The sequence below is a fragment of the Pseudomonas citronellolis genome, assembly GCF_029335315.1.
GTDB lineage: Bacteria > Pseudomonadota > Gammaproteobacteria > Pseudomonadales > Pseudomonadaceae > Pseudomonas > Pseudomonas citronellolis_A.
In genome coordinates this window covers 35,063-53,591 of record NZ_JARJLT010000301.1, presented here as the reverse complement: position 1 = coordinate 53,591, position 18,529 = coordinate 35,063, and the positions used below count along the sequence as shown (strand labels likewise).

Here is an 18,529-nt window from a genome sequence, read left to right as displayed (position 1 = left end):
GAAGGCCGGCGGATTATACCGGCGTACTTTGCGGAGCGCCAATGGGCTGCAGCGGGGTCAGGAAACGGGCCGCGAACTGGTCTGCCGGCAGCGGCGGGCTGAGGGCGTAGCCCTGGACATGGTCGCAACCTTCTTCGGCGAGGAAGCGCTCCTGCTCTTCGCGTTCCACCCCTTCGGCGATGATGGTCAGGCCCATGCTGCGGCCCAGGGCGATGATGGCGCGGGCGATGGCGACGTCGTGGGCGTCGTCGGGCAGGCCGTGGACGAAGGACTGGTCGATCTTGAGGATGTCCAGCGGCAGCTGCTTCAGGTAGCTGAGCGAGGAGTAGCCGGTGCCGAAGTCGTCGATCGCCAACTGCACGCCCAGGCGCTTCAGCGCGTGCAGGGTGCGCAGGGCGTCGTCTGTCTGGTGCATCAGGAAATTCTCGGTGATTTCCAGCTGCAGGCGCGGGGGATACAGGCCGTATCGGTCAAGCAGTTCGCGTACCTGCTCGACTACGTCCTGCTGGTACAGCTGCGCGCCGGCGAGGTTCACCGACAGTGGGCCGAAGGCCGCGTGGCTTTGCTGCCAGCGGCTCATCTGCCGGCAGGCTTCTTCCAGCACCCAGGTGCCCAGCGGCAGGATCAGGCCGGTTTCCTCCGCCAGCGGGATGAAGCGGTCCGGCGGGATGGCGCCGTATTTCGGGTGGCTCCAGCGGATCAGTGCCTCGGCGCCGACCAGCGCGCCGCTGTCCAGGGCCTGCTTGGGCTGGTAGTAGAGCTGCAGCTGGTGGGTTTCCAGGGCGCGCCGCAGTTCGTGCTCCAGGGCCACGCGCTCGTTGGCCTGGAAGGTCAGTTCGCGGGTGTAGAACTCGACGCGGTTGCGGCCCTGGGCCTTGGCCCGGTACATGGCGGCGTCGGCGTTCTTCACCAGGGTGGCGACGTCCTTGCCGTCCACCGGGAACAGGCTGATGCCGATGCTGGAACTGACGAAGAACTCCTTGTCGTCGGCGACGAAGGCGTGGCTGAAGCAATGCAGCAGCTTCTTCGCCACGTGGTCGGCGTCGGAAGGCTGGTGCAGGCCGGGCAGCAGGATGATGAATTCGTCGCCGCCCTGGCGCGCCACGGTGTCGACATCGCGCAGTTGCTCGCGCAGGCGCCGGGCGATGGATTTCAGCAACTGGTCGCCCACCGGGTGGCCGAGGCTGTCGTTGATGTGCTTGAAGCGGTCGAGATCGAGGAACAGTACCGCGCCCAGCTGCTGTTCCTCCTGGCTTTCCTTGAGCGCCGTGGTCAGCCGGGTTTCGAACAGCAGGCGGTTGGGCAGGCCGGTGAGGGGGTCGTGGTGGGCCTGGTAGTCGAGGCGCGCCTGGGCGTACTTGAGTGTCGAGATGTCGGCGAAGACGCCGACGAAGTGGCTGATTTCCCCATTGTTTCCCCGCACGGAACTGATGGTCAGCCATTCCGGGTAGAGCTCGCCGCTCTTGCGCCGGTTCCAGATCTCGCCCTGCCAGTGACCGTCGGCGTTGAGGTGGTGCCACATGGCGACGTAGAAGCTGCTGTCGTGTTGCCCGGAGGAGAGCAGGCGCGGCGACTGGCCCAGCACTTCGTCCTCGCCGTAGCCGGTGATCTCGCTGAAGGCGCGGTTGACGGCGATGATGCGCTGGCTGGCGTCGGTGATCATCACGCCTTCGGCGGTGCTTTCGAAGACGGTGGCGGCCAGGGTCAGCTTTTCCTGCATTTGCTGGCGCTCGGTGATGTCGCGAGCGATGGTCAGCAGGCAGTCGTCCTCGCCGATGGTGATGCGGTGCGCCGAAAGTTCGCAGAGGCGCGCCGTGCCTTCGCGGGTGCGGATGAAGGCGGTGAAATCCTGCACCGCTGATTGTTCGCGGATCATCTTCAGCAGGCGCTCGCGATCGTCCGGGTCCGCCCACAGGCGCATTTCCAGGGTCGAGCGATCGTTGCGCTGGTCGCGGTCGTAGCCGGTAATGCGGGTGAAGCCTTCGTTGGCCTCCAGCAGCAGGCCGTCGCTGATGCGAGTGATGAGCAGGCCGTCGGGCGAGGCGTGGAAGGCCTTGGCGAATTTTTCCTCGGAGGCGCGCAGTTGCTCCTGGGTCTGCTTGAGCTGGGCGATGTTGCGCACCACCACGACCAGCGCCGGGTTGTCGTCTAGGGCAACGCGCTGGGCCGAGAGCAGGGCGGTGAAGCGGGTGCCGTCGCGGCGTTGCAGGGTGGTCTCGATGTTGTCGAGGTTTTCGCCCTGCAGGCGTTCGAGCATGCGCGCGCCCATGCCGGGGTGGCCCCAGATGTTCAGTTCGGTAGCGGTCTTGCCGAGCGCCTCGATGGCGGGAATGCCGACCTGTTGCTCGAAGGTGCTGTTCACCGCCAGCAGGCGGCCATCGATGCGCCGGGCCAGGACGATGATGTCCGGGCAGTGGTGGAACACCGAGGCGAATTTCTGCTCGGACAGGCGCAGCGCCTGCTCGGTGCGCTTGGCCTCGGTGATGTCGATCATCAGGCCGCGCAGGATCAGTTCGTCGCCGTGCTTGATCAGTGTGATGATGTCGCGAATCCACACCACGCGGCCGTCGGCGGCGAGCATCCGGTAGTCCATGCTGTGGTTGCGTCCGGCGCGGCTTTCCGAGAGGCAGTAGCTCACTGTCGCTTCGGCGTCGGCGGGGTGCAGGGTGCGCTGCCAGAAGCCCGGTTCCAGCCATTCGGGCTGTGGATAACCGAGCAGCTCCTGGGCATGGGGCGAGACGTAGGTGAAGCGGTTTTCCGCCAGGCGCATTTCCCAGGCGATGGCGGTCATGCTCTCGACCAGGCCGCGGAAGTGTTGCTCGCTGTCGCGTAGCGCCAGCTCGAGCTTCTCGCGCCGGGCCACCTCGGCGCGCAGGCGGCGGTTCATGGCGAACAGGATGGCGAAGATGGCCAGGCTCAGCGCCAGTGCCGGCAGGCCGATGCCGAGCAGGTGCGACCAGGAGGGGCGCGCGTCGAGGATGCCGCCGACCCAGGGGGCCTGCAGGGCTTCGATTTCCTCGTTGCTCAGGTCGGCGAAGACTTTGTCGAGGATGCCGGCGAGAATCGGCTCGCCGCGCGGCACCGCCATCGCCAATTGGTAGCGGTAGGGCGTGTCGCCGCTGATCTGGATGCCTTCCAGCTTGAGCTGGCGCAGGCTCCAGACGCTGGAGGCGAGGTCGCCGACGAAAGCGTCGACCTGGCCGGTGGCCAGGGCCTGCAGTGCGGCGGCGACGCTGGGAGCCGGTTGCAGGTTGAGGTCCGGGTGCTTGGCGATCAGCAGTTCGTGGGGCGCGTAGTGGTCGACGACGCCGACCTTGAGGCCATACAGGGCCTTGAGGCTGTCGGGAGTGGGGCCATCCTTGCGGCTGAGGATGACGATGGGGAAATCCAGGTAGGGGCGGGTGAAGGTCAGGTACTGGCTGCGTTCCGGCGTGGCCATCACGCCGGGCAACAGGTCGACCTGGCCCTTGCGCGCCAGGTCCAGCACGGCGTTCCAGTTGCTCGGCTCGCTGGGTTGCAGCTGCACCTGCAGGCGCTCGGCGGCCAGGCGCACGTAGCTGGCGGCCAGGCCCTGGTAGCGGCCGGCGTCGTCGCGGAATTCGAAGGGTGGCCAGGAAGTGTCCACGCCCAGGCGCAACTGGGGATGCTGGCGCAGCCAGGCTTGTTCATCAGGCGTCAGGGTGAGCGCGCCCGCCTGGGTGACCCAGCATGCCAAGCACAACAAAACAGCCTGCAGACGCGGCATGGAGGGCCTCAATCCGGAAGTGGATAGGCGAAGTGTAGTCGCGCCCTCGGGGCTCCAATAGCCCCCTGCCATCAGTCTGGAAAAGAAAAACCCCCGGCCGGGGCCGGGGGTCTTCGATCACTCGCCGATCACTCGTCGAGGAATGAGCGCAGGTGCTCGCTTCGCGACGGGTGGCGCAGCTTGCGCAGCGCCTTGGCTTCGATCTGGCGGATACGCTCGCGGGTCACATCGAACTGCTTGCCGACTTCCTCGAGGGTGTGGTCGGTGTTCATGTCGATGCCGAAGCGCATGCGCAGCACCTTGGCTTCCCGGGCGGTAAGGCCGGCGAGGACTTCGCGGGTGGCTTCCTTGAGGCTCTCGCTGGTCGCCACTTCGATGGGCGACTGCATGGTGGAGTCCTCGATGAAGTCGCCCAGGTGCGAATCTTCGTCGTCACCGATCGGGGTTTCCATGGAGATCGGTTCCTTGGCGATCTTCAGGACCTTGCGGATCTTGTCTTCCGGCATGTCCATGCGTTCGCCCAGCTCTTCCGGGGTCGGTTCGCGACCCATTTCCTGCAGCATCTGCCGGGAAATACGGTTGAGCTTGTTGATGGTCTCGATCATGTGCACCGGAATACGGATGGTGCGGGCCTGGTCGGCGATCGAGCGGGTGATCGCCTGGCGAATCCACCAGGTGGCGTAGGTCGAGAACTTGTAGCCGCGACGGTATTCGAACTTGTCCACCGCCTTCATCAGGCCGATGTTGCCTTCCTGGATCAGGTCGAGGAACTGCAGGCCGCGGTTGGTGTACTTCTTGGCGATGGAGATCACCAGACGCAGGTTCGCCTCGACCATTTCCTTCTTGGCGCGGCGGGCCTTGGCCTCGCCGATGGACATGGCGCGGTTGACGTCCTTGATGTCGGCGACCTTGAGGTCGACTTCGCTTTCCAGCGCGGAGAGCTTCTGCTGGTTGCGGACGACGTCGGCCTTTACGCGCTCCAGGGCTTCGGCGTACTTGGGCTTGCCCTTGAGTACGGCGTCGACCCAGGCTTCGTCGGTTTCCTGGCCGGGGAACAGGCGCAGGAAGTCGGCGCGGGGCATGCGCGCGTCACGCACGCACAGCTGCATGATGGCGCGTTCCTGGCGGCGCACCTGGTCCAGGGCGTCGCGCACGCGGGTGACCAGGGCGTCGAACTGCTTGGGCACCAGCTTGATCGGCATGAACAGTTCGGCCAGGGCGAGCAGTTCCTCGCTGGCCTGCTTGCTGCCGCGGCCATGCTTCTTCAGCGCTTTCTTGGCCTTGTCCAGCTGCTCGGACACCAGGCCGAAGCGGCGTGCGGCTTCTTCCGGATCCGGACCGCCGTCGCCTTCTTCTTCGCTGTCGTCGTCGGACTCTTCGTCCTCTTCTTCCTCATCCTTGGACTTGGCGTCGGCGGCCTTGTCCTTGAGGTCGAGTTCGACTTCCTCGGCCGGCACCGAGCCGTCGTCCGGGTCGATGTAGCCACTGAGGATGTCGGACAGGCGGCCGCCTTCGGTGACCACCCGCTGGTATTCGTCGAGGATGCCGTCCACCGCGCCAGGGAACTGGGCGATGGCGCTCATCACTTCGCGGATGCCTTCCTCGATGCGTTTGGCGATTTCGATCTCGCCTTCGCGGGTCAGCAGTTCCACGGTACCCATTTCGCGCATGTACATGCGCACCGGGTCGGTCGTGCGGCCTACGTCGCTCTCAACCGCGGCCAGCGCGGCGGCGGCCTCTTCGGCTGCGGCTTCGTCGGTATCGGTTTCGGCCAGCAACAGGGCATCCGCATCCGGGGCTGTCTCGAATACGTTGATCCCCATGTCGTTGATCATGCGGATGATGTCTTCCACCTGTTCCGGATCGGAAATATCCTCCGGCAGGTGGTCGTTGACCTCCGCGTAAGTCAGGTAACCCTGCTCACGACCACGGCTGATCAACTCTTTGAGACGAGATTGCTGTTGCGCTTTTCCGGACATAACACCCTATCCACTGAAGGTCTTGGCGGGCTGAAATAAGCCGAGGATTATACCAGATTCGAGGCTTCAGGCGCCAGTTCAGCTCTGGAGGCCTGGTGAAGAGGGGTTGCTGAAGTGTTCCCTCAATAGAGCTTTCTCTTCGTCAGTCAGTTCACTGGGGCTCTTCTGCATCACGGTGCGCAGCCGCGCTTCGCGGTTATTCTGCAGCTGGCTGTGTGCAAGTGTAGTAATGGTGTCGAAGAACTGCTTTTCAAGATTGCCCTGATCGATCAGCCACTCCTTCTCCGCCAGGGCCTGCAGCAGACGCCCTTGCGGGGTTCCGTGCCAGCGCGCGATCAACTGCATCGAGCGTTGTTTCGGGTTCTTCTGCAGCGCTTCGACGAGCGCCGCCAGCAGTTGCGAGTAGGTCTGGCCTTCGTTGGCGAAATGGCTGGCGTCCTCGACTTTCTGCGCCAGTTGCGGGTGGTGCAGAAGCGTGCGCAGCGCCGTCAGGGTCGGTGATTCGACGCTGATTTCGGTGCGCGGCTGGCGTGGGGTGAATTCACCGCGCTTGCCGCCCTTGCCATCCCATTTGCCCTTGCCTTCCCACTTGCGCTCGCCTTTCCAGGGTTTCTTTCCCTGCTTGCCGCCGGCGAAATCCGACGGCGCTTCGAAATAACTCGCGGAGTCCTGGTAGTTCGACTCTCCGTGATCGGCGAAGTGCCCTACGTCGTAGTCGCTGTATTCGTGCGCGTGAGCGTCGGCCGTCGCGCTTGGCGCGGCGTGGCTGGCGCGCGGGGCGTTCAGCTGGTTCAGCGCCTCGCCGCTGAGGCCGGTGATCTGTCCCAGGCGCTGGCGCATCAGCAGGCGCAGGGTGTTGCCGGGGATCTTCTCCAGCAGTGGGCCGGCCAGGGTCGCCAGGTGGGCCTTGCCCTCCAGGGTGCTGGGGTCGGCTTCCTGGGTCAGTTGCTGGAAGAAGTAGTCGGCCAGCGGCTGGGCCTGCTGCACCAGGCGCGCGCGGAAGGCGTCGGGGCCTTCGGCGCGTACCAGGCTGTCCGGGTCCTCGCCCTCGGGGAGGAACAGGAAGCGGATCTTGCGCCCGTCCTGCAGGTTCGACAGCGCCGATTCCAGGGCGCGCCAGGCGGCCTTGCGCCCGGCCTGGTCGCCGTCGAAGCAGAACAGGATGTTCGGCACCAGGCGGAACAGGCGCTTGATGTGTTCTTCGCTGGTGGCGGTGCCGAGGGTGGCCACGGCGTTGCGGATGCCCTGTTGCGCCAGGGCGATCACGTCCATGTAGCCCTCGACCACCATGATCTCGTCGAGGTCGCGGTTGTTCTTGCGCGCCTCGAACAGGCCGTAGAGTTCCTGGCCCTTGTGGAATACCGCGGTTTCCGGGGAGTTCAGGTATTTCGGCTTGTCGTCGCCCAGCACCCGGCCGCCGAAGGCGATGACTCGCCCGCGGCTGTCGCGGATGGGAAAGATCACCCGGTCGCGGAAGCGGTCGTAGCGCTTGCCGCTGTCGGGGTTTTCCACCAGCAGGCCGGCGTCGAGCATGGCCTTGAGCTGCAGGTTGTCGCCGCCCAGGTGCTTGACCAGGTTGTCCCAGCCCGGCGGGGCGAAGCCCAGGCCGAAGTCGCGGGCGATCTCGCCGGTCAGGCCGCGACCCTTGAGGTATTCCACCGCGGCCTTGCGTGCCGGGTGGCTCTTGAGCGCCTGGCGGTAGTAGTCGGCGGCGGCGGTCAGCAGCGGGTAGAGCGGCGAGTCGGTCGGCTGTCGCGCCTTGCCGCGCCGGCCTTCCTCGCGGGGCACGTCCATGCCGGCGCGCTTGGCCAGGTCCTCGACCGCCTGGATGAAGTCCAGGTTGTCGTGGTCCATGACGAAGCCGAGGGCGTTGCCGCCGGCGCCGCAGCCGAAGCAATAGTAGAACTGCTTGTCCGGGCTGACCGTGAACGACGGGGTCTTTTCCTTGTGGAAGGGGCAGCAGGCGCTGTAGTTCTTCCCGGTCTTCTTCAGCTGGATGCGCGAACCCACCACATCGAGGATGTCGGTGCGGTTGAGCAGGTCGTCGATGAAGGATTGCGGGATCAGGCCGGCCATAGACTCGTCGGGGCGCGAAATGGACCCAAGCATACTCCGCGGTGGTACCGGGAGCGCTGCTTTTCAGTGGGGGCGAAAAGCAAAAAACTCCGAACTTCGCCGAAGGCGAATCGGAGTGCGGTGGAGCTTGTCAGGCACTCGCCCGGCGAGTGGGCCGGGCGATGCGCGGAGCGTCAGCTGAGTCGAAACTCAGTACAGACGCTCACGGCGGCGCTGTTCGCGCTGCACTTTCTTGGCGTGACGCTTAACAGCGGCAGCGGCCTTGCGCTTACGTTCAGCGGTGGGCTTCTCGTAGAATTCGCGGCTACGGACTTCAGCCAGTACACCCGCTTTTTCGCAGGAGCGCTTGAAACGACGCAGGGCTACGTCGAAGGGTTCGTTCTCTTTAACTTTGACGGCGGGCATCCAGGTCGTACCTTCAATGATTACCGGGGATTTATCGCGTTCCTGGCAGTAAGCACGGGAGACGGCGGTTTTCAAGGGTTGCGGATATTAACGGTTCGGCCGCAGGAATGCAAAGCCTCCGATCGAAAAACGCTGGTCGGCATCCGCGGCGGACGATTATCATGCGCCGCTCCTTATTTGCCCAGATCGAAGGCTCGAACCCATGCGTGTGCTGGGGTTGGAAACCTCTTGCGACGAAACCGGCGTCGCTCTCTACGACAGCGAACGCGGCCTGCTGGCCGACGCGCTGTTCAGTCAGATAGACCTGCATCGCGTCTACGGCGGCGTGGTACCCGAGCTTGCCTCGCGCGACCACGTCAAGCGCATGCTGCCGCTCATCCGCCAGGTGCTCGACGAGGCTGGTTGCCAGAGCGCCGACATCGACGCCATCGCCTACACCGCCGGCCCCGGCCTGGTGGGCGCGCTGCTGGTCGGCGCTTCCTGCGCCCAGGCCCTGGCGTTCGCCTGGGGCATACCGGCCGTCGGCGTGCATCACATGGAGGGCCATTTGCTGGCGCCCATGCTCGAAGAGCAGCCGCCGCAGTTCCCGTTCGTCGCCTTGCTGGTTTCCGGCGGCCACACCCAGCTCGTGCGGGTGGATGGCATCGGCCGCTACCAGTTGCTTGGCGAGTCGCTGGACGACGCCGCCGGCGAGGCTTTCGACAAGACCGCCAAGCTGCTCGGCCTGGGCTACCCCGGTGGTCCGGAGATCGCCCGGCTGGCCGAGAAGGGCACGCCGGGGCGCTTCGTCTTCCCGCGCCCGATGACCGACCGCCCGGGCCTGGATTTCAGCTTCAGCGGCCTCAAGACCTTCGCCCTGAACACCTGGCAGCGTTGCCGCGAAGCCGGTGACGACGGCGAGCAGACCCGTTGCGACATCGCCCTGGCCTTCCAGCAGGCGGTGGTCGAGACCCTGACCATCAAGTGCCGCCGCGCACTCAAGCAGACCGGGCTGAAGAACCTGGTGATCGCCGGTGGGGTCAGCGCCAACAGCGCCCTGCGCGAGCACCTGCAGAAGATGCTCGGCGAACTGCGTGGCCAGGTGTTCTACGCGCGCCCGCGGTTCTGCACCGACAATGGCGCGATGATCGCCTACGCCGGTTGCCAGCGCCTGCTCGCCGGCCAGCAGGACGGCCCGGCGATCGATGTGCGCGCGCGCTGGCCGATGGAGTCGCTGCCTGCCGTGTAGGTTGCTGCAAGCGACTCGTCGCGAGCCATAAACGGCATCCGCGCTTTTTCGCTTGCAGCCGACGGCGCGGCCCTTGAAGCTCTACGCCCTAGAAATGCCTTTCGCGCCCGGCCATGAGGTCGCGCAGGTTGCCGCGATGGCGCCAGACGATGAGCCCGGTGAGCAGGGTCATCGGCAGTAGCGCCGCCGGCAGTTGCCAGGCCAGCAGTGGCAGGGTCAGCGGAGTGGCGACCAGCGAGGCGAGCGAACTGGTGCGGGACAGCTTGAAGGTGAGCAGCCAGGCCACCGCGGCGAGCAGCGCGGCGGGCGGGTAGAGCGCCAGCAGCATGCCGGCGGCGGTGGCCACGCCCTTGCCGCCACGGAAATTGAAGTACAAGGGGTAGAGGTGGCCGATCACCGCCGCCACGCCGACCCAGGCCTCCTGCATCATGCCCAGGCCGAACAGGCGGGCGACGAGCACCGGCAACAGGCCCTTGGCCAGGTCGCCGAGCAGGGTGAGGATGGCGAGTTTCTTTCCGGCCAGGCGCAGCATGTTGGTGGCGCCGGGGTTGCCCGAGCCGGAGTCGCGCGGGTCGGCGGTGCCGAACAGGCGACTGAGGAGCACCGCGAAGGACAGCGAGCCGAGCAGGTAGGCGAGGATCGCCAAGAGCCAGACCATGGTTTCCACCGGGGACGAGAATGCCCCCGATTCTAGCGGGGCGGCGCGCGCTTGTCGTGCGCTGGCCTTGGAGCAGCAGCGAAGTGGACAGAGTTTTTATCGAGGGGCTGGAAGTCGACACCGTGATTGGCGTCTACGACTGGGAGCGGGGGATACGCCAGTGCCTGCGCCTGGACCTGGACCTGGGCTGGGACAACCGCCCGGCCGCGGCTGATGACGATATCGCCAAGGCGCTGGACTACGCGGTGCTCTCCGAGCGCATCGGCGAGTTCGCCCGCGACGCGCATTTCCAGCTGGTGGAGACGTTCGCCGAACGCCTCGCCGCGCTGCTGATGGCCGAGTTCGGCATCCGCTGGCTGCGCCTGCGGGTCACCAAGCCGGGGGCGGTAGCCGCCGCCGTCGGCGTTGGCGTGGAGATCGAACGCGGATGCCGCTGACCACCGTTTTCCTCGGCCTCGGGAGTAACGTCGAGCGCGAACGGCATCTGCACGCCGGGCTCGAGGCGTTGACCGGTTTCGTCCACAACCTGCGCTGCTCGCCGGTGTTCGAGAGCGAGCCGGTGGGTATCCGCAGCGGCCCCTTCTTCAACCTGGTGGTGGTAGGCGAGACCGAGCTGCCGCTCACCGAACTGAGCCTGCGGCTGAAGCACATCGAGGCCGACAATGGCCGCTACGCGCCGGAGCGCAAGGGCTTGCCGCTGGACATCGATGTGCTGCTCTACGGTGACCTGCACGGCGAGTTCGAAGGCCTGGTGCTGCCGCGCGCGGAAGTGCTGAAGAACGCCTTCGTGCTCTGGCCGCTGGCGCTGCTGGCGCCGCAGACCCTGCATCCGGGAGTCGCGCGCGACTTCGCCAGCCTCTGGGCCGATGCTGCCATCGACCAGCGGCTGTGGCCGGTGCCCTTCCAGTGGCGTGGTGCCGAGCTGACGCCGGCGGCGCTGATCGCGGCGCACCCGGCGGCCTGATTGTGTAGGGCGAATAACCGTTCGCGGTTATCCGCCGATTGCATCTGCGCCGATGGCCAGCGGCGGATAGCGCTGTAGGCGTTATGCACCCTACGGGGCGTGTGACGCCTTGTAGGCCTTGAGGGCGTCCAGGCGCTCGCGCTTGAGGGCTTCGCCCAGTTCCGCCCCTTTGAATCCCTTTTCCAGCAGCGGCTGCACCGCGACTTCGCGTGCCGTCCTGGCCGCGCCGCGCAGGTAGTCGGCCTGCGGGTAGGCGCGTTGCTCCAGGCCGAGGCGGCCGCGCGCGTCCATCTCGCTGGCGGCGATGAACTCTTCGAAGCGCTGCGGGCGGCGATAGACGTCGAAGGCCTGCAGCAGGTCGAGCAGGGTGTTCGGCCGCAATTCCAGGGCGCGATGGGCATGGGTGTGGTATTCGCCGACCAGGCGCGCCAGCTCCTGGCAGTCGCGCGGCACCTTGAAGCGGGCGTTGACCGCGTCGATCAGCGGCAGGCCCAGGTGCTCGTGGGCGATGTGCCGGGGCCAGTCCTCGCGGCGGGTGCGCGCCTTGCCCAGGTCGTGGAGCAGGCAGGCCCAGCGCACGCTCAGCGGTTGGCGGTGTTCGGCGCATTGGCGCAGCACCGCGAGCAGGTGTTCGCCGGTGTCGATTTCCGGGTGGTGCTGCGGCGGCTGTGGTACGCCGAACAGGGCGTCGACCTCGGGCATCAGCACGGCCAGGGCGCCGCAGTCGCGCAACACCTGGATGAACACGTCGGGGCGGGCCTCCTGCAGCGCGCGGGAGATTTCCTTCCAGCTGCGCTCCGGCGTCAGCGCTTCCAGCTCGCCGGACTCGGACAACTCGCGCATCAGCGCCTGGGTCTCGTCGGCAACCGTGAAGCCCAGCGGCGCGAAGCGGGCGGCGAAGCGGGCTACCCGCAGCACCCGCAGCGGGTCCTCGACGAAGGCCGGGGAAACGTGGCGCAGCAGACGGGCTTCGAGGTCGCGCTGGCCGCCGTAGGGGTCGATGAGGCTGCCGTCGGCGTTTTCAGCCATGGCGTTGATGGTCAGGTCGCGACGGGTCAGGTCATCTTCGAGGGTCACGTCCGGGCTGGCGTAGAAGGTGAAGCCGCCGTAGCCGCGCCCGCTCTTGCGCTCGGTGCGAGCCAGGGCGTACTCCTCGCCGCTCTGCGGGTGGAGGAACACCGGGAAGTCCGCGCCTACCGGGCGGTAGCCCTGTTCGAGCATGTCCTCGGCGCTGGCGCCGACCACCACCCAATCGGTGTCGCCGGCCGGTTGGCCGAGCAGGCGGTCGCGTACGGCGCCGCCCACCTTGTAGATCTGCATGAAGCGTTCTCCTGTGATGGAGATAGCTTGGGACTTCGACGGAGGAGGTTCAAGCGCGAAGGCGCGCGCCTTGCGGGCGAATCGCGGGCGTGGCTCGCTCCTACGGGGTGGCTTGGGGGACCTGGCTGGCCAGCGCCTCGACGGCGTGACGCAGCAGCTCGCTGCTGGCGTGGGCAGGGCTCAGGCCGGTGCTCACGGTGCCTTCCCAGAGCACCTGGTCGCGCAGGTCGGTCAGGCGCACGCGCAGGGTGCCGGTTTCGTCGCGCAGGCGGTGGATGGCGAGGTAGGGGCCGAGGGCCTGGGGCGGCGGTACGTCGACCTTGAACTCCAGCGGCGCGTCGCGCAGGGCCAGCCAGTAGTAGACCCGCAGCTGCGCGGCGCCGGCCTCGCGGTAGCCGCGTTGCTCCAGGCCCTGGCGCAGCCAGGCGTTGATCAGCGGGTAGCGGCTGGCGTAGGGCAGGGCGTCGACGGCGTTTTCCGGGGGCATCAGCTGGAAGGCCTGCAGGCCGGCCAGGCGGCTGTCCGCCGCCTGGGTCACCCGGGCCTGGGGGATCTGCGTGGTGCAGGTCGCGAGAGCGAGGCAGAGCAGGAGGATGGCGAAGAGACGCATGGCAACCTCGACGGGGCTTGGCGCCATGCTCGTTCCTGCTCCGGGTAGGGTCAACCGATCAAATGGGCGGGATGATCAGGTCGAGCCGCGGGTAGCCGTCCTCGTTCTCGCGTTCACCCTTTGGGGGCATGTGGTGGGTCTGTACGATCTGTTCGCCGTTGAGGGTTTCCAGGTGGATGTCGAAGCCCCACAGGCGGTGCAGGTGTTTGAGTACGTCGTCGGTGGACTCGGCCAGCGGCTGGCGGTTGTGCTGCTGGTGGCGCAGGGTCAGGGAGCGGTCGCCGCGGCGGTCGACGTTCCAGATCTGCACGTTGGGTTCGCGGTTGCCCAGGTTGTACTGCGCCGCCAGGGTTTCGCGGATCTTCCGGTAGCCGTCGTCGTCGTGGATGGCGTCGACCAGCAGGTCGTCCTTCTGGTCGTCGTCGAGGATGCTGAACAGCTTGAACTCGCGGATCACCTTGGGCGAGAGGAACTGCAGGACGAAGCTCTCGTCCTTGAAGCTCTTCATGGCGAATTTCAGGGTGGCCAGCCAGTCGCTGCCGGCTATGTCCGGGAACCAGCGGCGATCCTCCTCGGTGGGTTCCTCGCAGATGCGGCGGATGTCGCGGTACATGGCGAAGCCCAGCGCGTAGGGGTTGATGCCGCTGTAGTAGGGGCTGTCGAAGCCGGGCTGGTAGACCACGCTGGTGTGGTACTGGAGGAACTCCATCATGAAGCCGTCGCTGACCAGGCCTTCGTCGTACAGGTCGTTGATCAGGGTGTAGTGCCAGAAGGTCGCCCAGCCTTCGTTCATCACCTGGGTCTGGCGCTGCGGGTAGAAGTACTGCGCGACCTTGCGCACGATGCGCACCACCTCGCGCTGCCAGGGCTCCAGCAGCGGGGCGTTCTTCTCGATGAAGTAGAGGATGTTTTCCTGCGGCTCGCTGGGGTAGCGCGCCATTTCCTGTTCCTTGTCCTTGCCGGCGGCGCGCGGGATGGTGCGCCAGAGGTCGTTGACCTGGCGCTGGATCAGTTCCTCGCGCTCCTTCTGGCGCTGCCGTTCTTCCTCGGCGGAGATCGGGTAGGGCCGCTTGTAGCGGTCGACGCCGTAGTTCATCAGGGCGTGGCAGGAGTCGAGCAGGTCTTCCACCGCGTCGATGCCGTAGCGCTCCTCGCACTGCATGATGTACTGCTTGGCGAACACCAGGTAGTCGATGATCGAGCTGGCGTCGGTCCAGGTGCGGAACAGGTAGTTGCCCTTGAAGAAGCTGTTGTGGCCGTAGCAGGCGTGGGCGATCACCAGCGCCTGCATGCACTGGGTGTTTTCCTCCATCAGGTAGGCGATGCAGGGGTCGGAGTTGATCACGATCTCGTAGGCGAGGCCCATCTGGCCGCGCTTGTAGTTCTTTTCCGTGCTGAGGAAGTGTTTGCCGTAGGACCAGTGGTTATAGCCGATGGGCATGCCGACCGAGGCGTAGGCATCCATCATCTGTTCGGCGGTGATCACCTCGATCTGGTTCGGGTAGGTGTCCAGCGCATAGCGCTCGGCGATGCGGCTGATCTCCCTGTCGTACTGGCGGACCAGCTCGAAGGTCCATTCCGAGCCGGTGGCGATGGGCTGGCGCTTGCTCATGCGACTAGCCTCCTCTGGAACAGCTCGCGGAATACCGGGTAGATGTCCGCGGCCGAGACGATCTGCTGCTGGGCGAAGCTCTCTTCGAAGGTTTCGCGTACCCGTTCGTATTCGAACCACAGCGCCTGGTGTTCGCGCGGGGTGATCTCGACGTAGGTGTAGTACTGCACGAACGGCATGATCTGCTTCATCAGGATGTCGCGGCACACCGGCGAGTCGTCGTTCCAGTTGTCGCCGTCGGAGGCCTGGGCCGCGTAGATGTTCCACTCGTTGGTGGGATAACGCTCGGCCATGATCTCCTGCATCATCTTCAGCGCGCTGGAGACGATGGTCCCGCCGGTTTCGCGGGAATAGAAGAACTCTTCCTCGTCCACCTCGCGGGCGCTGGTGTGGTGGCGGATGAACACCACCTCGATCTTCTCGTAGTTCCGCTTGAGGAACAGGTAGAGAAGGATGAAGAAGCGCTTGGCGATGTCCTTGGTGGCCTGGGTCATCGAGCCGGAGACGTCCATCAGGCAGAACATCACCGCCTTGGAAGTAGGGTTGGGCTGCTTGATCAGCAGGTTGTACTTGAGGTCGAAGGTGTCCAGGAAGGGCACGCGGTCGATGCGCGCGCGCATCCGGGTGATTTCCTGCTCCAGCGCCTGGATGTCGCCGAGGTTGTCCGGTTCCTCGCGCTTGAGCCGCTCCAGTTCCTCCACGGCGGCGCGCAGCTTGCCGCGGGTGGAGCCGGTGAGGGCGATGCGCCGGGCGTGGGCCGAGCGCAGGGTGCGGACGATGTTGATGCGCGAGGGGTTGCCGTCGTTGCTGATGCCGGCCCGCACGGTCTTGAAGGTGTCGCTGCCGGTCAGGTGGCGTTTGATCAGGTTGGGCAGTTCCAGGTCCTCGAACATGAAGTCGAGGAATTCCTCCTGGGTGATCTGGAAGACGAAGTCGTCCATCCCTTCGCCCTGGTTGCTGGCCTTGCCGGCGCCACGGCCACCGCCGCCGCCCTGGGGCCGGGCGATGTGTTCGCCGGTGGTGAATTCCTTGTTGCCGGGGTGGACGACGGTCTGCTTGCCGCCGCGGCCGTGGTGCAGCACGGGTTCGTCGATGTCGCGGCCGGGGATGCTGATCTGCTCGCCGTGCTCCATGTCGGTGATCGAGCGCCGGCTGACGGCCTCCTCGACCGCCTTCTTGATGTGCTCACGGTAACGCCGCAGGAAGCGCTGGCGGTTCACCGTGCTCTTGTTCTTGCCGTTCAGACGCCGGTCGATGACGTAGCTCATGAATGCTCCTCAGGGCCTGCTGCGCGGCGGCGGAGGGCCGCCACGGACAGGTCCGAATGCGACGGCGACCGGCGCGGCGGAAACCGCCGCGCCGATGGCAGACTACTGCGACTTGCGAACCCGCAGATACCATTCCGACAGCAGGCGCACCTGCTTCTCGGTATAGCCGCGCTCGACCATGCGCCGGACGAAGTCGTTGTGCTTCTGCTGGTCCTCCTTGCTGGCCTTGGCGTTGAAGCTGATGACCGGCAGCAGGTCCTCGGTGTTGGAGAACATTTTCTTCTCGATCACCACGCGCAGCTTCTCGTACGACAGCCAGCTGGGGTTCTTGCCGTTGTTGCCGGCGCGGGCGCGTAGCACGAAGTTGACGATTTCGTTGCGGAAATCCTTCGGGTTGCTGATGCCGGCGGGTTTCTCGATCTTCTCCAGTTCTTCGTTGAGGGCCACGCGGTTGAGGATTTCGCCGGTTTCCGGGTCGCGGTATTCCTGGTCCTGGATCCAGAAGTCGGCGTACAGCACGTAGCGGTCGAAGATGTTCTGGCCGTACTCGCTGTAGGACTCCAGGTACGCGGTCTGGATTTCCTTGCCGATGAACTCGACATAGCGCGGCGCCAGGTACTCCTTGATGAAGCGCAGGTAGCGCTCGCGGGTTTCCGGCGGGAACTGTTCCTGCTCGATCTGCTGCTCCAGCACGTAGAGCAGGTGCACCGGGTTGGCCGCCACTTCGTGCGGGTCGAAGTTGAACACCTTGGAGAGGATCTTGAAGGCGAAGCGGGTGGAAAGCCCGGCCATGCCTTCGTCGACGCCGGCGGTGTCGCGGTACTCCTGGATCGACTTGGCCTTGGGATCGGTGTCCTTGAGGTTCTCGCCGTCGTAGACGCGCATCTTCGAGTAGATGTTGGAGTTCTCCGGCTCCTTCAGGCGCGACAGCACGGAGAACTGCGAGAGCATCTTCAGGGTGTCCGGGGCGCAGTGCGCGTGGGCCAGCGAGCTGTTGACCAGGAGCTTGTCGTAGATCTTGATCTCGTCGGTGACGCGCAGGCAGTACGGGACCTTGACGATGTAGATACGATCGATGAAGGCCTCGTTGTTCTTGTTGTTGCGGAAGCTGTGCCACTCCGATTCGTTGGAGTGGGCCAGGATGATGCCGCTGTAGGGCAGTGCGCCCAGGCCTTCGGTGCTGTTGTAGTTGCCCTCCTGGGTGGCGGTCAGCAGCGGGTGCAGCACCTTGATCGGCGCCTTGAACATCTCGACGAATTCCATCAGGCCCTGGTTGGCCCGGCACAGCGCGCCCGAGTAGCTGTAGGCGTCGGCGTCGTTCTGCGGGTATTCCTCGAGCTTGCGGATGTCGACCTTGCCGACCAGGGCGGAGATGTCCTGGTTGTTCTCGTCACCCGGCTCGGTCTTGGCGATGGCGATCTGGTTGAGGATCGAGGGGTACAGCTTGACCACGCGGAACTGGCTGATGTCGCCGCCGAACTCGTTGAGCCGCTTGGTGGCCCAGGGCGACATGATCGAGCGCAGGTAGCGCCGCGGGATGCCGAAGTCCTCTTCGAGGATGGCGCCGTCCTCGTCCGGGTTGAACAGCCCCAGAGGCGATTCGAACACCGGCGAGCCCTTGATGGCGTAGAAGGGCACTTTCTCCATGAGTTGCTTGAGCTTCTCGGCCAGCGACGACTTGCCGCCGCCCACCGGGCCCAGCAGGTAGAGGATCTGTTTCTTCTCCTCCAGGCCTTGGGCTGCGTGGCGGAAGAAGGAAACGATCTGGTCGATGCACTCTTCCATGCCGTGGAAGTCGGCGAACGCCGGGTAGCGGCGAATCACCTTGTTGGAAAAGATGCGGGACAGACGCGGGTCGGTGGAGGTGTCCACCAGTTCCGGGTCGCCGATGGCCATGAGGATGCGCTCTGCGGCCGTGGCGTACGCGATCTTGTCCTGCTTGCAGATGTCCAGGTACTCCTGCAGGGAGTATTCCTCCTGGCGGGTCGCTTCGAAGCGTTCCTGGAAGTGACTGAAAATGCTCATGACGTCTCCTCGCTCGATGCATGGAGCCGGCGCGGGATCGGAGGTGTGCGGGTGCGGACGGGCCGCCAGCGTGGCCGGCGAGATTCCCCCAAAACTCCAACGGTACCTGGCTCGCGCCCTGAACCGCCCCAAATGGTCACTGCCGATATCCCGGAAGCCGGTGGGCCGGCTCTCCCCTGTTTTGGATGGCCTGAGGAAAAGGATAGTTCGTTATCCGGCCTGTAAAGGGGAATCGGGCGAGAAGTTACAGAATTATTTGCGCCGCGCGGGCGCGGCCTTCAATCCGCCTGGCCGCTGCTGGTATCCGCGGGATAGACGCTGCGCCACAGTTCGAAGCCGCCATCGACGCTGTACACGTCGGTGAAACCCTGCTGGACGAAATAGGCCGCGGCGCTCTGGCTGGAGTTGCCGTGGTAGCAGAAAACCAGCAGCGGGGCGTCGAGGTCGGCTTCGCGGATGAAGTCGGCGACGCTGTAGTTGTCGATGTGGCGGGAGCCGCTGACGTGGCCCATGGCGAAGCTCTGCGGGTCGCGGATATCCACCACCTGGGCGCCGGCCTCGCGCAGCTGCTGGGCCTGTTCCGGGGCGATGCGCTTGAATTCGCTCATGTTCGATGCTCTCTCGGGGTATCGGCCAGGA

14 protein-coding genes are annotated in these 18,529 nt (G+C 65.5%); 3 read left to right on the top strand and 11 right to left on the bottom strand.

Annotated elements, in window-relative coordinates; all coding sequences use genetic code 11:
* Window positions 1–13 precede the first annotated feature (13 nt).
* The 4 genes from P3W75_RS22980 to rpsU form a co-directional block, all read right to left on the bottom strand.
* Entirely contained in the window at window positions 14–3,745 is a 3,732-nt protein-coding gene (locus P3W75_RS22980; RefSeq protein ID WP_276229617.1) for a bifunctional diguanylate cyclase/phosphodiesterase, read from the bottom strand.
* A gap of 128 nt (window positions 3,746–3,873) precedes the next feature.
* On the bottom strand, window positions 3,874–5,724 hold the full coding sequence (gene rpoD / locus P3W75_RS22975; RefSeq protein WP_276229616.1) for an RNA polymerase sigma factor RpoD: 1,851 nt from the start codon (window positions 5,722–5,724) through the stop codon (window positions 3,874–3,876).
* A 78-nt stretch (window positions 5,725–5,802) separates the two neighbouring features.
* Window positions 5,803–7,800, bottom strand: coding sequence for a DNA primase (gene dnaG, locus P3W75_RS22970; RefSeq protein ID WP_276229615.1), 1,998 nt, complete (start codon window positions 7,798–7,800; stop codon window positions 5,803–5,805).
* A gap of 189 nt (window positions 7,801–7,989) precedes the next feature.
* Entirely contained in the window at window positions 7,990–8,205 is a 216-nt protein-coding gene (gene rpsU, locus P3W75_RS22965) for a 30S ribosomal protein S21 (protein ID WP_003085057.1), read from the bottom strand.
* Between the two features lie 202 nt (window positions 8,206–8,407).
* On the opposite strand from rpsU, the gene tsaD reads away from it, so the two are divergent.
* Complete coding sequence (gene tsaD / locus P3W75_RS22960; RefSeq protein WP_276229614.1) at window positions 8,408–9,433, top strand: tRNA (adenosine(37)-N6)-threonylcarbamoyltransferase complex transferase subunit TsaD; 1,026 nt, start codon at window positions 8,408–8,410, stop codon at window positions 9,431–9,433.
* A gap of 88 nt (window positions 9,434–9,521) precedes the next feature.
* On the opposite strand, the gene plsY is transcribed toward tsaD, so the two are convergent.
* Complete coding sequence (gene plsY, locus P3W75_RS22955; RefSeq protein WP_276229613.1) at window positions 9,522–10,091, bottom strand: glycerol-3-phosphate 1-O-acyltransferase PlsY; 570 nt, start codon at window positions 10,089–10,091, stop codon at window positions 9,522–9,524.
* An 83-nt stretch (window positions 10,092–10,174) separates the two neighbouring features.
* Here plsY and folB point away from each other — a divergent pair, with 83 nt between their 5' ends.
* Entirely contained in the window at window positions 10,175–10,528 is a 354-nt protein-coding gene (folB, locus tag P3W75_RS22950) for a dihydroneopterin aldolase (RefSeq protein ID WP_276229612.1), read from the top strand.
* Entirely contained in the window at window positions 10,519–11,055 is a 537-nt protein-coding gene (folK, locus tag P3W75_RS22945) for a 2-amino-4-hydroxy-6-hydroxymethyldihydropteridine diphosphokinase (RefSeq protein ID WP_276229611.1), read from the top strand. Before folB ends, folK begins: the two co-directional genes overlap by 10 nt.
* A 90-nt stretch (window positions 11,056–11,145) precedes the next feature.
* On the opposite strand, the gene P3W75_RS22940 is transcribed toward folK, so the two are convergent.
* The 6 genes from P3W75_RS22940 to glpE all read right to left on the bottom strand — a co-directional run bounded on the left by P3W75_RS22940 (window position 11,146) and on the right by glpE (window position 18,498).
* Window positions 11,146–12,375 (bottom strand): multifunctional CCA addition/repair protein, encoded by a 1,230-nt coding sequence (locus P3W75_RS22940; protein WP_276229610.1) that lies wholly within the window; start codon window positions 12,373–12,375, stop codon window positions 11,146–11,148.
* 100 nt (window positions 12,376–12,475) lie between these two features.
* Window positions 12,476–12,985: a DUF4136 domain-containing protein gene (locus P3W75_RS22935; protein WP_276229647.1), complete on the bottom strand. Its 510-nt coding sequence runs from the start codon at window positions 12,983–12,985 to the stop codon at window positions 12,476–12,478.
* A 58-nt stretch (window positions 12,986–13,043) separates the two neighbouring features.
* Window positions 13,044–14,597, bottom strand: a complete 1,554-nt coding sequence (locus P3W75_RS22930) for a SpoVR family protein (protein WP_276229609.1) — start codon at window positions 14,595–14,597, stop codon at window positions 13,044–13,046.
* Complete coding sequence (locus P3W75_RS22925; RefSeq protein WP_276229608.1) at window positions 14,594–15,865, bottom strand: YeaH/YhbH family protein; 1,272 nt, start codon at window positions 15,863–15,865, stop codon at window positions 14,594–14,596. Before P3W75_RS22925 ends, P3W75_RS22930 begins: the two co-directional genes overlap by 4 nt.
* Before the next feature lie 102 nt (window positions 15,866–15,967).
* Window positions 15,968–17,890 (bottom strand): PrkA family serine protein kinase, encoded by a 1,923-nt coding sequence (locus tag P3W75_RS22920; protein WP_276229607.1) that lies wholly within the window; start codon window positions 17,888–17,890, stop codon window positions 15,968–15,970.
* Window positions 17,891–18,168: 278 nt separating this feature from the next.
* Window positions 18,169–18,498, bottom strand: coding sequence for a thiosulfate sulfurtransferase GlpE (glpE, locus tag P3W75_RS22915; RefSeq protein ID WP_276229606.1), 330 nt, complete (start codon window positions 18,496–18,498; stop codon window positions 18,169–18,171).
* Window positions 18,499–18,529 lie beyond the last annotated feature (31 nt).

Coding starts and splice junctions, on each gene's coding strand:
- P3W75_RS22980 (WP_276229617.1), bottom strand. CDS start 3,745: ATGCCGCGTCTGCAGGCTGTTTTGTTGTGCTTGGCATGCTGGGTCACC.
- P3W75_RS22940 (WP_276229610.1), bottom strand. CDS start 12,375: ATGCAGATCTACAAGGTGGGCGGCGCCGTACGCGACCGCCTGCTCGGC.
- rpsU (WP_003085057.1), bottom strand. CDS start 8,205: ATGCCCGCCGTCAAAGTTAAAGAGAACGAACCCTTCGACGTAGCCCTG.
- tsaD (WP_276229614.1), top strand. CDS start 8,408: ATGCGTGTGCTGGGGTTGGAAACCTCTTGCGACGAAACCGGCGTCGCT.
- dnaG (WP_276229615.1), bottom strand. CDS start 7,800: ATGGCCGGCCTGATCCCGCAATCCTTCATCGACGACCTGCTCAACCGC.
- folK (WP_276229611.1), top strand. CDS start 10,519: ATGCCGCTGACCACCGTTTTCCTCGGCCTCGGGAGTAACGTCGAGCGC.
- P3W75_RS22925 (WP_276229608.1), bottom strand. CDS start 15,865: ATGAGCTACGTCATCGACCGGCGTCTGAACGGCAAGAACAAGAGCACG.
- rpoD (WP_276229616.1), bottom strand. CDS start 5,724: ATGTCCGGAAAAGCGCAACAGCAATCTCGTCTCAAAGAGTTGATCAGC.
- glpE (WP_276229606.1), bottom strand. CDS start 18,498: ATGAGCGAATTCAAGCGCATCGCCCCGGAACAGGCCCAGCAGCTGCGC.
- P3W75_RS22935 (WP_276229647.1), bottom strand. CDS start 12,985: ATGCGTCTCTTCGCCATCCTCCTGCTCTGCCTCGCTCTCGCGACCTGC.
- P3W75_RS22930 (WP_276229609.1), bottom strand. CDS start 14,597: ATGAGCAAGCGCCAGCCCATCGCCACCGGCTCGGAATGGACCTTCGAG.
- P3W75_RS22920 (WP_276229607.1), bottom strand. CDS start 17,890: ATGAGCATTTTCAGTCACTTCCAGGAACGCTTCGAAGCGACCCGCCAG.
- plsY (WP_276229613.1), bottom strand. CDS start 10,091: ATGGTCTGGCTCTTGGCGATCCTCGCCTACCTGCTCGGCTCGCTGTCC.